Source organism: Okeania sp. SIO2C9 (assembly GCF_010672455.1).
In the GTDB taxonomy this organism is placed as follows: Bacteria; Cyanobacteriota; Cyanobacteriia; order Cyanobacteriales; family Microcoleaceae; genus Okeania.
The window spans coordinates 44,241-58,070 of record NZ_JAAHGO010000019.1 but is presented as its reverse complement, the minus strand read 5'-3'; the positions used below and the strand labels follow the sequence as shown (position 1 = coordinate 58,070).

Sequence of the window (13,830 nt, the reverse complement as noted above, 5' to 3'; positions counted from 1 at the left end):
TGCGCGGATGTGGAGGGAAGCGTTAGACTACCGCCAAGGAAGCAGCACCCTGTGTTAGCGGCAGCTATGCGAAGCAAAGCGTCAACCCGCCGAGGAGCTACGGCTCAGTAGGAATCCCCGTGCCTTTAGGCCGGGGAGGATGTCAAAAAAATACTTTTTTCCTATATATTCCCTGTTGCCTGTTGCCTCTCTTGGTCAGCATTCCCTTGCGTCTGATGCCGACGCGGGGTCTGACCGCTGTTGCCTAAAAGCGATAAATTTTTGACTTTATTCACGCATTGAGATGCACCCGATATTTTTACCCGCAACTGGAATTGGATTGCTATATATATTTGGTGATGATAGTTAACGTAAAATTTATTTGGGCTTTGGATATAGAGTTTCTCTAGTTACCAAGGTATAGTTGTTTTTCTTCTTTTCTATTACCTGCTGCCAGAATTACTACTCCCTACTTCCTACTCCCGCGCAACAAACTAATTTTGTATCTCGCGCTTCTTGGGAATTGCTAGAAAGTATGAAATTATCAACAATTAAGCTTTGGTAAAACTGTCATTAAAATATAAAATGAACTATCTCAGAAGACATCTCCAAATATGCCAATGTTGGAATAGTGGGGTAAGGGTTTGAGAACCTTTTCTGGAAATTTATAGTAGGTATACAAAAATTATTTGTATATTTGCTACTTTTCAACAATTAATAATGAATAATGAATAATGAATAATTACCTCTCCTTGAAAAGAAGAGGATTGACAAATTCATGAAAATTTTTCTTCACAGGAGTCGATTGGATATGGCGAGGAGACCCGCTCTTATCAGAGCCGCTCCGAATGGCGCCATCCCATCCTAGGTCATGCTGCGCAAACGACCGCTTATTATCCCCTTAAAAGGGGAGGCGCATACCCACAATTTTTCGGTAAAAAAATCACTTTACTAAAATAATATTCAAAAATGAAAGTAAATATTTATGCCTAGATATAATTTAGGCATCTAGATAATTAGTCGATCAAACTGTATTTAATATCAGATATATTTTTTGATACCTTTTTTTTGAATTTTCAATATAGTTTTTTGATTTGAGATGTCAATATAGATTGAAGTTTTTTTGATCAAAAAAGCGCGCTGATTTATTACCTTATATTATTGTGTTTGCTATTCTTGATACTATTGAATCGTTTTTTCCCTCCTTTACTATTCCCTCCATACCTATTTCCTATTCCATTTTTCATAGCACTTATTCTCCACACACCAGATAAAAACGCTATATTTCACTATTTATATAAGTTGAAGGAAAGGACGCGGACATATCAAAAGCTTAAAGCTCAGACAAAGCAAAATTTTTCCTTCTTTCCTAGATAACTAAAAAAATCTTCCTTCTGCTATACCCGGTCGTTATCAACAATTATATATGTATGCGACTTAGGTTCTCTCCGCTTTTCCTTGTGGAATACAAAGATTTAATCTCTACATTCATCAATTAGCAATTAGCGGAGAGCATTTGTCGCTTGGGAAATAAATAATTACTTTCTTCTCCCTGATTTGTTCTGAATTTTCCCAACTGAAAATTTCAAATTTCGGAATTCATCAAAAGAATCATATTTCTTTGATTTTATCTAGAAAAAGTACGATTTTGCCATCTATTAAGAATGTGATTTTCTGCCATCATAGATGTAGTTTGTAACTCAGAAATTTGCTTTCTTGAAGCCTGTATTGTCTCCACTTGAACGTGAAATTCTTGTTGCAATTTAGTCAGTTTATTTTGGTAATCTGTAATTATTTGTTTCTGCAATTCTGACTGTTTTTCCAAAGCTTCATAAGTTTCCTGTGATACCATTGAACCAATTATAGATTCAAGATATTGCAACTTATTGAGTTGCTCCTGTAACTGGTGCTGCAAAGCTTCATGATTTTCTTTTGACACCATTAAATCAGTCTGTTGTTCAAAACTTTGCAACTTATTTTGCTGTTCTTCTGACTGACGCTGTAAAGTCTCATAAGCTTCTCTAGAAACCATTGTGGTAATTTGTGCTTCTAGATTTCGCAACTTATCTTGTTGTTCTTCTGACTGATTTTGCAAGGACTCATAACTTTCCCGCAATACCATTGAAGCTATTTGAGATTCTAGTTTTTGAAGTTTAGTTTGTTGTTCCTGTGACTCTTGCTGAAGATTCTCATAAACTTCCTTAGACACCATCGAGGTGAGCTGAGATTCTAGTGTCCCTAGTCGATCTGTTTGCTCCTGTGATTGGTGTTGCAAAGAATCATATACTTCCCTAGATACCATCGAAGCAATTTGCTCTTTTAATTGAGCTATTTGCTCTTGTGACTCTTGTTGGATAATTTCATAAGCTTCCTGAGACAGCATCGATGCTATCTGAGATTCCAGTTGCTCAACTTGAGCAATTTGCTCCTGTGATTGGTGTTGCAAAGAATCATATACTTCCCTAGATACCATCAAAGCAATTTGCTCTTCTAGTTGCTTGAGTTGAGCTAGTTGTGCTTGAGATTCTTGCTCGAGAGTTTTATAACTTTCCTGAGATACCATCAAAGCTACTTGCTCTTCTAGTTGTTTGAGTTGAGCTAGTTGTGCTTGAGACTCTACGATTACTTTTTTATCTTCTTCTAATTGCTGCTGTAAAGTTTCATAACTTTCTCTTGACACCATCCCCGTCATTTGGTCTTCCAAATGTTTAATCTGTGCCATCTGAGATGCCAACTCTTGTTGTAAAGTTTGATAACTTTCCGATAACTGATTTTGTGTTTCTACAGAGTCAACTAATGGTTCTGGAACTGTTACTATATCCAATTTTTCATCAGATACTTCATTTTTCTTCAGAGCATTATTTACTGTCTCCGATTGATTGTCCAGATTTGCTTTGATCTGTGCCGCCTCTCTCAAAATTGCAAGGTCTCCTCTAGCAATGCGCTCAATTAACTCAGACCTAGATAGACCAAGTTCAGTTGCTACGTCCTTTAGCCTCTCAGCGCTAGTGGGAGTCAGAGACACACCGACTTTAACCTTGCTTTCTGAATATGAGGTGGCACCATTACGTTTTCTTGCCATTATAAATCTCCTTGGCCACCATACTGTTTCTAGTATACCGTTGAATGGTATTCCCTTAACGAAGTCAGAAGTCAGAAGTCAGAAGTCAGAAGTTATTTTTTTCATTAATGGATAATTGATAATTACCTCTCCCTTTTAGGGAGAGGATTGACCAACGCCGAAAAAATTTATTCTCTTGGTCGATTGGATATGGCAAAGGTTTCCTCGCCATCCTTCGACCGCTTTTTTCCCCTTGAAAGGGGAGGCAAGTATTGCTGAATTGTTTAATTATTTAATTATTTAATTATTTAATTATTAATTATTCATTCGGTAACGCGGACTTGAGCAAACCTCCAAAAATATTTGGCCTTAAAAGGCGGAGTTGCGCGTATTTTGATAAGATATCAAAACAAACAGTAGTAAGGTTTAAAATCGAAAAACCTGCTTAATTTTTGATTGATTAGTGTTGACTTCTGCAAAGCACTTTACTTATACCAATTCACTTTAAGGATTTCACAAATAGTTTCGCTCCTTTAAATTCAAATAATTGTCTGAAACTATTGTATTGTCAAAGTTTTTAGCCTATCAAATTGCGCCTTCTGACTTTTGATTTTTGACTTCTGACTTCCGTAAAACGGTGTTATTCTAACCCCGTTCGTCAAACCTTGTATAAAAACCGCCGTTCTTGACCCAGTATTGTTTCAAATCGTGGTGGGGTGTATGTAGACTTGCTTTTGCTTGATAAAGAACTACTTTTCTATGATTACCAATCCAAATTTTCTTGATAGGTTTGACAGATATCAAACTTCCACCCAATGTTTCAACACATTCTGCGAACCTATCAACTGTAGAATATTCTACTGTCTCAAACAAGAAAAAGTTTCCTGAACAGATTAAATGTCTGGTTCTAATCCAGCTTTGCATTTTTTTTTCTGCTACTGGTGGCAACATTTTCTATTAGTCCTCCCTCAAGACTGTTTCATAATTTGTCGCCTTCAATTTTTGAACGGTAATTCATCAGCAAAACTTGTTTGTTTTTCAAACTTTAAATGTCCTGCTTTTGAACCCCAAACCTGTTCGTGTGTATTAACATCCATCCCTCTATCTAAACTTACCCATGTTTGCTCAGTTAATTCTACTTCACTAACTAGATAAGTCTCACATCCTCTCTTATTAATTAAACACTTATTTCCCGGTTCAACACTCCCTAAAAATTTTTCTCCATCTCGTTTAAAAACCATTGAGCAATTATAACGACGTTCTATATTTTCTGGAGTAATAGTATGTAAAATATCAAGTTCTCTTGCTGCACCTGCATAAAGAATAGGGTCTTTGAGACCGTAATTTTCTATGTAAATATGGTCGCCTTTATCTATAAGTTGATGAACTCCTTGACGATATGGACTCCAAAGGTCATAGTCATAAACTTGCTCTGAATAAAAACCTATGCCAGAGAAAAATTGATATGGTAAAGGTCGGAAATAAATATAAATATGAGCATAAAGAACTCGATTGCTAGAAGCTTGTTTTTGGTTACTAAAGCACCCTGCCATCCAACTAGCTAGAGTAATGATATTGTTTGATTTTGTCTGATTTTCTGTATGGGAAATAGTCATATTTTACCGAAAAATTGTGGTCTAAAGACTTCCCTTTTAAGGGGATAAAAAAAAGAGAATATTCCTGATGTCAAGACTCCTTATTGCAGAGGTACTGTTAGCGTAGATACTCCGGAGGAGGCTAACTTAATAACTGAAATGACCTTCCCTTTTTTTTATTCACAATGCTTTTTTTTTATTTGATAATCAATTTTGACTAACTGAGTAAAATTATATTTTTTTTAAGCATTTACAGCGTATTCCAGGTTTATGAGGTACAGTAGGCAGTTAGGGAGTAGGAACAGTAGGAAAGAATATAGTTTTTCCAATGCTGAGTATTTTGTTAAATAAGCTTTCATTATTTGGACTCTGTGCTGCCTCACATAAAATTCGTATAATTTCTAACGCCTACGACCTACGACCTACAACCTAACACTTAATTTATAATAGATATTAAAGATTAAGTGTCTAGGTAAATTGAATTACAAATTACTTTTTGGCAGAATTCAAAACTTGGATTTACTTTTCTTAAATCTATTTTGTTTACCGAATAATTAAGGTTTAAATCCTCTCCTTTAAAAGGGAAAAAAAGAAAAAAAAATCACACTCCGCGTCAATCCTCTTCTTTTTAACAAGAGGTAATTGTTAATTATTAATTATTAATTATTAATTGTTGAACTACTGACTGTTATAGATGGGAGTTATCATTTTTCTTCCATTGACAAAGAACGAATTTCTGATGAAAAAGAGGCAGTTAATACACCATTACCATCACTCGTTTTAATCAAGGATACTCGAAACCTGAGATTGGGAGTACCAAACCAAATTTTTTCTTCTGCAGCAGCACGGTCATATTCTGTGTGTAGAATAAAAGTACCATCTTCAGTAATTTGATATTCTCCTACAGCAGCAATAGTTTCTGCATAACCTTGGGAACGTAATAATTTTCCTTTTTTGAGATTATCTACATCAGGTATTGGCACTAATACACAACTACCTTCCATAACTTCATCGTCATCCCAGTCAGACTCTCCTTGCCAACTCATCTGAAAAGGAGAAACAGCTTTGCCAATATCTACCTTACTAGACTTACACAATTCTATGACCTCTGGAGCCATTTTTGGTAAAGAGACAATATCTATCGTGGACCTAACTTCCTCAAAATGACTAAATGCTAAATTATGGCCACTACGTTGCGATCGCCAGCGTCCTATAGAGCGTTCAACAAATTCTACAACATCCATTATTCCTATCTTGAATAATATTTAATTAGGAACCTGTTAGTTTAAAACAGGTCCCTCTTAAGTCCAACTAATTAGCTTCGGCAGGTTACTATATCTTTTGTTTAACCAACTTCAGTAATTTTCAGGATTTTACCACCTGTTCTCTGAATGCTGTTAATTTTTGAATTTAGCTGCTCGTAAGATACTGTATAAGTTGTGTTACTCAGTTTTACAGTAGGACCAATACCAGTTTTAGTAACTGAGATTTGGAAACGTTTGACTGTATTGCTATAAGGTCCACTTAAATATGCAGGTGGAACAATTTTCGTAGCAAGGTTAGTAGCTAAATCTGAAGTAAGTCGGGAAGATTTGTTTCTGTCACTTGTAGCATATCCCCGTTCTAGAGCAAATGTCCGATTGAATGTAACATTTTTCATACCAACTAGAGTGCTATTACCCCGTGGGTATGGAACAATGTTCTCCCCAAAGTTTTGAGTATACTCTTCGCTGTCTATATAAGAATCAATTTCTGCCTCATATCCTTGTTCATTGTATATAAGGGTATGTTCAGAAATTTCTGCTTGGTCTTCTGGAGAGCGACCTAATAAATGCTTAAAGTTTAGTTCTATGAATCCATAAGGAGAAGATGATTCAAAAAACAAGGAAAAATATAGGTCGGATTTAGCAACCATACTAACAAATTGACGGACAGAAATATCTCCATTTCGGAGTAATGATTCCCCACTAGTTAGACGTTGACTTTCCATTACATGGATATTTCCCAAAACTTGTTTATAAACAGCTCGAATCACTGCTTGTATTTCATCTTCTGTAGCATTAGAACGTAGTTCTATTGGATCTACTGTGTCTACCCAAAGTGACATTCTTAATTCCTCTAATTAAAAGATTTTGATTTTTTCTATTGATTATGATTGCAGTTTTCATGGTTAATAGCCATTAGTTTAACAAGTATATACATCATAGCCATCAACCATGAATTACTGCAAAATTCTTGAAAAATTTTACCCTTGATTTATCCTTAATATTGCTAAATTATCACAACTTTAAATTGTGTTAATTTAACTTTTAGTTATTAGGATTCTAGCAACTAAGCTATTCATGCAAAAGAGCAAACAATTTTCTAATTTTTAGCCCTAGCTTACAGGAGTAATGCTAGCAATTACACCACCCTGCTGATGAATTCTTTGGTACTCTTGAGAAAGTCGATCAAAAGGCACCAAAAATACTTGATTGCTACGGCGGAATCTGGAAACACGATTTACTACTTTTGAGCGATAAGCTGTTACTTCAATGCGGTAAACTTTACCACTAGAACTCGCTCCTACTCCATGTCTACTTCTAGCACCTAAAGGTGTATCTTGGAATGACCAACCATCTGAACCACCAGAAGGAGGAACTACTGCTAAAGGTGTTTCTTGAATCACATATTTATTCAAAGCAGGGCTTTTTCCAGACAAACTTCCTTTTAAATCGCTGCTGGAAGCACCTCGTAATAGTTGGAACATATGAGTAAAACCAACCATTTTTTTGCCTGTTTGGGTTTTATAGCCTCGATAATAAGGAACTATATTTTCCCCATAAGCACTATCATATTCCTCACTATCAATGTAGGAATCAATATCAGCTTCAAAACTTCCTTCATCAAGGATATTGCTGTGAAACTTCATATCATCGTAGCCATCGGGAGCTCGACCTAAAAAGTGCTTGAAGTTTAATTCAATTGCACGATAGCGGGGGCAACTTTCAAAGAACCGAGAACGATACAAGTCAGAACGTCCAACTTGACGTACAAATTCACGGACAGTAATTTCGCCTTCTTTGAGTTTGGACTCTGGTACAGAGAGTCTTTCACTCTCCATGACGTAAGCATTGCCCAGAACTTGCTTATAGACAGCTCGAATCACAGTTTCTTTTTCTTCTGATGAGCTTCCGGGTAACAGTTCCACGGGTTCTGTATCTTCAAAAAGGCTAACCCCTAATTGAGATGCTGGTCCAAAAACCATTTGAACTATCTCCTAGGTAAAATCTGGTTTGCTGAAAAAATGTATTTTTTAGTTACAAAACTGAAAAATTTTGGCTCATTGTTACAATCTATTCCTGAACCAGGAACTTAGATTGTATAAATTTATGAGCTTATTTCTTTTAGTTTTCTACTTTTTTGGAATATACACTGCGAGCAAGCTCTTAATCATAAAGAATTATAAAGTTTTGTAAATATATAGAAATATATACTAGATTTCTTCTCATTAAAGTTAAGCTAGCAATTACAGCAGTTATCGAGTTGATGAGCTACAAAGTTTATTGCTCTAGGGAACAGGGAATACAGAAATAATATAGTCTTATAACTGTACTTAATGCTTCCTCAAAAATGCTGTAACATCAAAAATTGTTCAGAAAAAATAGATCAAAACTTTTTAAGTATTAGATTTTTGGCGATGCAATATTTAAAAAACTTGTGAAAAATATAGATAGATTATTGTAGAAATTTTTTGAAATTATCAAGTCAAAAGTTGAAAAACTTGTATTATATTATTATGTTTCTATAACCCCGGAAATTTTCCACCATGCGCACTGCCTACCAATATAAATTAAGGCCGAACAAAGAACAAATAGCCACCATAGAATTGTGGTTAGAATTGTTACGTCGGCAGTACAACTATAGGTTAGGGGAGCGGTTCTCATGGTGGTCAGAAAACCTTTGTCCAGTTAATGCCTGCCCCTTGGTCATGCCCATTCCTCAACTAAGAGATAATCCAAATTATTACTCTCAAAAACGAGATTTGGTCAATACCAAAGATAAGTTTTCTGAATACAAGCTAATTCATTCTCAAGTTTTACAGGATTGCATAAAACAGGTAAAACTTGCCTTTGATAGATGGTTGAAAACAGACAAAAATGGGCATAAATTAGGAAAACCAAGGTTTAATGGAATTGGACGTTATCGCAGTTTTACTTATCCTCAAATCAAACTTGACTGCATTGAAAGAAATAAAATAAACTTACCCAAAATTGGAAAAGTAAAGTTAATTCAGCATCGTCCAATACCAGAAGGGTTTATAATTAAAACAGTGACGATTAGTCGTAAAGCTGATGGTTATTATGTGACTTTATCCCTAGAAGAAAAATCAGTTCCAGCTTTAACAACTGAAGTGGAACCTACATTAAAAAACACTCTGGGAATTGAGATGGGGCTAAAGCAATTCTTAGTAACTAGTGTTGGAGAATCTGTCCCCATACCTCAATACTATAGAAAATCTCAGAAGCGATTAAAGACTTTACAGAAACGTTTATCTCGAAAGAAAGAAGGTAGCAAAAGGTGGTTAAAAGCTCTTATAGCTGTAGCAAAACAACATAAAAAGGCGGATGCGACCCCGCGACGACGACAGTCGCAAGGGAACGCGCACCAAGCAGTTGCCGATAAACGTAAAGATTTTCATTTCAAAACAGCCAATGAATTGTTATCAAAAGCGGATGTTATTGTCCACGAAAACTTAAACATAAAAGGGTTAGCAAAGACTAGTTTGAGTAAATCAATTAACGATGCTGGATGGAGTCAATTCCTGTCTATTTTAACTGTCAAAGCCGTTAGCGCAGCTCCTCCGGAGGAGGCAAATGCTGGACAGAAAACTATAGCAGTAAACCCCAAAAATATCAGCCAAGATTGCTCAAATTGTGGTGAAAAAGTCCCCAAAGAATTAAACATACTAACTCATTCTTGTCCGCATTGCGGTACTGTAATAGACTGCGACTTGTTTGCGCAGCATGACCTAGGAAATGCAGCGATAAATATAAAAAATAGGGCGGTAGGGCATTCCGTCCTTAAAGCTCGTGGATCCCGATGCAATGGCAGGGCAGGGAAACGAGAAGCCCGTACTATAGTGCCAGCTTAGTGTGGGAGTATGTTACAATGTTTAGCTTATAGTGTAGGTCATGGAGATGATGGAATATGTCTGCTCGCCCGGATAGGTCCACACCGGATTTTATTAGACTGTGGTATTGCAGATATTTCATTATTAAATAATACTAATGAAAATCAACAACTAGTCCCAGCAGATATTGTCCTATGTACTCACGCACATTCAGACCATGCTCAAGGACTATTTGCACTTCATCAAGCTTTTCCACAGTTACCAATATATGCTAGTGAACCAACAACGAAACTTTTACCTCTCAATTGGTCAAAATTTGCTGCTTCTGAAATCCCTGACTTCTGTCAACCTTTGCCTTGGCACTCACCAATAAAACTTTGTAGTGGTCTAACTGTAGAGCTTTTTCCTGCTGGTCATTTACCTGGAGCAACAGCTTTTCTTCTGACTTATACTGCTGAAGACCATCGAACCTATAAGCTTTTATACACAGGAGATTTATTTTTATCCAATAGTCGTTTAGTTGAAGGTTTACCTCTAGGAGATTTACGAGGATTAAAACCAGATGTATTAATAATTGAGGGTAGTTATGGTACAGCTCGTTATCCACATCGCCGACAGTTAGAAAATCATCTTGCAGAAAGAATATATCAAGCTATTACTTCTGGAAAATCGGTTATTTTGCCCACTCCTGCTTTAGGATTAGGACAAGAATTGTTAATGCTTCTGCGCAGTCATCACTATTTCACAGGTCGCGATCTGGACATTTGGGTAGAGGAACAAGTTGCCCAAGTTTGTGACCTTTATCTACAACTATTACCCCAATTTCCTCCAGCAGTTAAAAATTTTGCTCAACATCAACCTTTATTTTGGGACGAAAAGGTAAAACCGCGTGTGCTGAGGCAGTTACCAGGACAATTTCCTTCTGGAGAAAAGCCTTATATTCTCATTGCGGATCTGGATACTGATTTGAGTCAATATATTATTAATCAAGATAATTCTTTTGTTGTTTTAATACCTGAAATACCAGGAAAAATTTCACAAGAGTTGAATTTTGTTCATACTGAGACATATCTTCTGACCGATCATTGTGATGGACTCGGAACAACACAGTTAATTCACAACTTGCGTCCTCAACATATAGTTTTTGTTCATGGCTGTCCTAGTTATTTAGCTGACCTTACTAATCTTGAAGAGTTACGCAACCGTTATCAACTCCACTCTCCAGGTAATGGTGTTTTGGTAGAGCTGCCAATTGGTGATACATTTATAGTACCTACATTACCTGAAACTAATTATGAGGGAGAATTAACTGAGTTGGACACAGAGGTAATAGTTTCTTTACCTCAAAGCATTACAAATGATAGTCGTTGGCCAATTTTTGCTGATACAGGTATTGTGGAAGTTCGTTGGCAAGGAGAAGAGTTGGTTATGAGAGGAATTTCTCAACGACAACTTCTTTATCAGACTAGCGATCGCTTTATTTCTCCTGAGTTAGATTGTTGCGTTAATTGTTTATATTATCGAGGACAGCGTTGCTCAAACCCTACTTCAGCTCTATATGGATTTAGGGTAACATCTGATGGGTACTGTCCTATGTTTAAGTCCCTTCATTTTCCTTCTACTGAATAAATAGAATAAAATGATTAATTGATCAAGCTACATTATATAAATATGCTTTTGTATTTAACGACCAGAAACCAGTTCAAGAAATATTAATATCATATCTTAAATATTATTCCTGCTGATTTGATTCTGGGTAGTGATTGCGAATTCGTTCAGCTTCTGGACAATCTTCAGATACTAGAGGTTCTATATTATTCCTTGGTACAGATGCTAATTTTTGGGTAATCGCCCCTATACTTTCTAAACGTACCATTTCTTCCCAAGAACAGATTTCATCATCTTCATCTGTTTCATAGCGTATAGTTACTAAATCTCCCTCTATATCTAATATCTTTGCTGTTTCAATCCAACGCTGCTGATCTCGCAAAAAAATACAGACTTCACGACCATCACAACAAAGTTGATATATCTTGCGTTGTAGCATTGGCTTTATATACTCCCAGTCAATAAGTTTGATCAAATATACTTACAGAAGACTATTTACTGAAAATGTTGACAAAGACAAATTTTTTCTCTAAGTTTTTTTAGTTTAGTGGACACTCAAAACTATATTTAAGGTCTATGACTAGCATGACTACCATCAACACATAACTCCCACCAAGGAATTATTAGAAGAGAAATTAATTTTTCAGCTTGCAACATTAAAAGGTAATAGGAAGTGCTGTTAGTTTGTAACACTACATTAAACATTCACTCCTAGAGATATTGTAACTTAAATATCAGTTTTTAGAACAATTTGTTCCCCTGATATGCAATTTAAGAATATTTACTCTTGATTTTCATTATTTTTAATTCTACTATACAACAGTAATTGATAATGAAAGTAAAACTACCTACTTCTATTTTAGTCTTATTAGAGCTTTTAGTTGATTAACTCAATTAACTTGAGATAATTTTTTAATTTTTTTTACTAGTCATATTTTACAAGATGAGGACAACATGGTAAGATTTACATGACTGATGGTCATTATTGTCCATATAATCACTAATTGCTGATTTGTTCATAATCTTAAAAATAAATAAACTTAAATTCATGGGCTACTATAAAACTTAAAATTTTATCAGGCATAATTGCCAAATCATCAAAACTATAATTTATAAATTGAAGCTATATCTATATATAGTAAAACGGAGCTCAGGTGTTACCCTGACGCTCGTATTAGTGTAGCTCCTCCGTTTGCGCAGCATGACCTAGGAAAGGAGGCACTACAACACCACGCCAGTTGCGTGACTGTCGGGGGACTCGCAAGGGCGCACTGACTTCTCTATCCCAATAGCAAAATACAAAAGGGAGCTGCTTTTTAGGAGTTGCACATTATGGAATGATATTGCCAAAAATTAGTTTATACTTTGACTAAAAAAAACCTAATATTAATCATTACTAGTAATTGACTAATCCAAAATCCAATTCCATCAAAAATCTAAAATCATTTGTCACTGTGCAACGCCGCTTTTTTCATTATGTTTATAGAAGCATTAATATCAGCATTAATTAATCCAATGCTTGCGGTACGATTGCATTCCTCTTTGTCTTGATGCAGTTGCTCATGTGGGAAACCCCCTTTGGCGGCGATGCATAGCTTGACTCTTTTTCCTGAACTTGTACACAGGAATCAAATCATTATCTATAAAACTCGCTTTTGAGGTGTAAGATTCTTCTGTAATAATTACATCTATACCCTACCATCTTGGCTTTATAAGATAACATTTATATTAACCTGTTATAGGGGAGGAAAACAAAATATGAAATGTTTCTTTTCCCTAATTTTATCTTCTGCTTCCAGTTTTCATTGTGCCCTATTATAAATGTTCCTATTTTCTGATTAATTAGAGTATCAATAATCAAACCAGATGCAATACGCAAGGTAATCGTTGATTTTAAATTCTCTTTTTAACATAAGTTTTTTCAGCCTCTTACTTAATTGATTTTCCTGGAGTTGAGATTGTCGGAAGCTTTTAACTTTATTATAGTATTGATTTATCGATTTTAACGGTCTGCCATTGATAACTCTTGAGTTTAATTCCGGCGCTTATTAAAAATTAATGTAGCTAAATTGTTTAATCTTAATATCAATATTGGCGCAACGATTTTTCTCTAGCTCGTATTGTTTTTCGGATTTCTTCATAAATGACCTCAATTACATAATGATTAAGTCTAGGGACAAGACGAACTTGTTTAATTTGTGAAGTAGGTACTAATGTTTTGAGATAAATCCCAGTTTGACTTGGATGAATTATTCCCAGCTTAAGCGGCCTCTTCCTGATAGCTTGTGTCCTATAAACTAGAACATTTTTTCCCGTTACTTTATTTTTATATCCACCGAAGACGAGGACAAGATTTAAACTTTGATGGCTTGGTGTTTATAAACATCGTTGGCTGCTAAAAAGCTTTTCGGTGTTTCTATCTATTATAATCAAGATTTGTTGAGAGACTTTAGCTGGAATTGCTTGATAGTCTG

Annotated in this window: 10 protein-coding genes; 2 read left to right on the top strand and 8 right to left on the bottom strand. The window is 35.5% G+C overall.

Translation table 11 applies throughout. The features are described 5' to 3' along the window. Positions 1–1,606: 1,606 nt before the first annotated feature. From F6K23_RS17090 to F6K23_RS17065, 6 genes are all read right to left on the bottom strand, one after another. The gene (locus tag F6K23_RS17090; RefSeq protein ID WP_293157856.1) at positions 1,607–3,061 is read right to left on the bottom strand and encodes a hypothetical protein; all 1,455 of its coding nucleotides are present in this window, start codon (positions 3,059–3,061) and stop codon (positions 1,607–1,609) included. Between the two features lie 624 nt (positions 3,062–3,685). After that, a complete protein-coding gene (locus F6K23_RS17085; RefSeq protein WP_293157853.1) occupies positions 3,686–3,991 on the bottom strand; it encodes a CpeR family transcriptional regulator in 306 nt (101 codons plus the stop codon). Between the two features lie 44 nt (positions 3,992–4,035). Next, on the bottom strand, positions 4,036–4,656 hold the full coding sequence (locus F6K23_RS17080; RefSeq protein WP_293157850.1) for a chromophore lyase CpcT/CpeT: 621 nt from the start codon (positions 4,654–4,656) through the stop codon (positions 4,036–4,038). 683 nt (positions 4,657–5,339) lie between these two features. Next, positions 5,340–5,879, bottom strand: coding sequence for a phycobiliprotein lyase (locus F6K23_RS17075; protein WP_293157847.1), 540 nt, complete (start codon positions 5,877–5,879; stop codon positions 5,340–5,342). A 101-nt stretch (positions 5,880–5,980) separates the two neighbouring features. Beyond that, positions 5,981–6,742: a phycobilisome rod-core linker polypeptide gene (locus tag F6K23_RS17070; protein ID WP_293157844.1), complete on the bottom strand. Its 762-nt coding sequence runs from the start codon at positions 6,740–6,742 to the stop codon at positions 5,981–5,983. Between the two features lie 270 nt (positions 6,743–7,012). Further along, positions 7,013–7,882 carry a phycobilisome linker polypeptide gene (locus F6K23_RS17065; RefSeq protein ID WP_293157841.1) on the bottom strand — a complete coding sequence of 290 codons (870 nt, stop codon included), beginning with the start codon at positions 7,880–7,882 and terminating at the stop codon, positions 7,013–7,015. A gap of 561 nt (positions 7,883–8,443) precedes the next feature. Here F6K23_RS17065 and F6K23_RS17060 point away from each other — a divergent pair. After that, on the top strand, positions 8,444–9,769 hold the full coding sequence (locus tag F6K23_RS17060; RefSeq protein ID WP_293157838.1) for a transposase: 1,326 nt from the start codon (positions 8,444–8,446) through the stop codon (positions 9,767–9,769). A gap of 9 nt (positions 9,770–9,778) precedes the next feature. Next, a complete protein-coding gene (locus F6K23_RS17055) occupies positions 9,779–11,377 on the top strand; it encodes an MBL fold metallo-hydrolase (protein WP_293157835.1) in 1,599 nt (532 codons plus the stop codon). A 103-nt stretch (positions 11,378–11,480) separates the two neighbouring features. Here F6K23_RS17055 and F6K23_RS17050 read toward each other — a convergent pair whose 3' ends face one another. Both F6K23_RS17050 and F6K23_RS17045 read right to left on the bottom strand, forming a co-directional pair. After that, the gene (locus tag F6K23_RS17050) at positions 11,481–11,795 is read right to left on the bottom strand and encodes a DUF6679 family protein (RefSeq protein WP_293157832.1); all 315 of its coding nucleotides are present in this window, start codon (positions 11,793–11,795) and stop codon (positions 11,481–11,483) included. 128 nt (positions 11,796–11,923) lie between these two features. Next, positions 11,924–12,061 carry a hypothetical protein gene (locus F6K23_RS17045; RefSeq protein ID WP_293157829.1) on the bottom strand — a complete coding sequence of 46 codons (138 nt, stop codon included), beginning with the start codon at positions 12,059–12,061 and terminating at the stop codon, positions 11,924–11,926. Positions 12,062–13,830 lie beyond the last annotated feature (1,769 nt).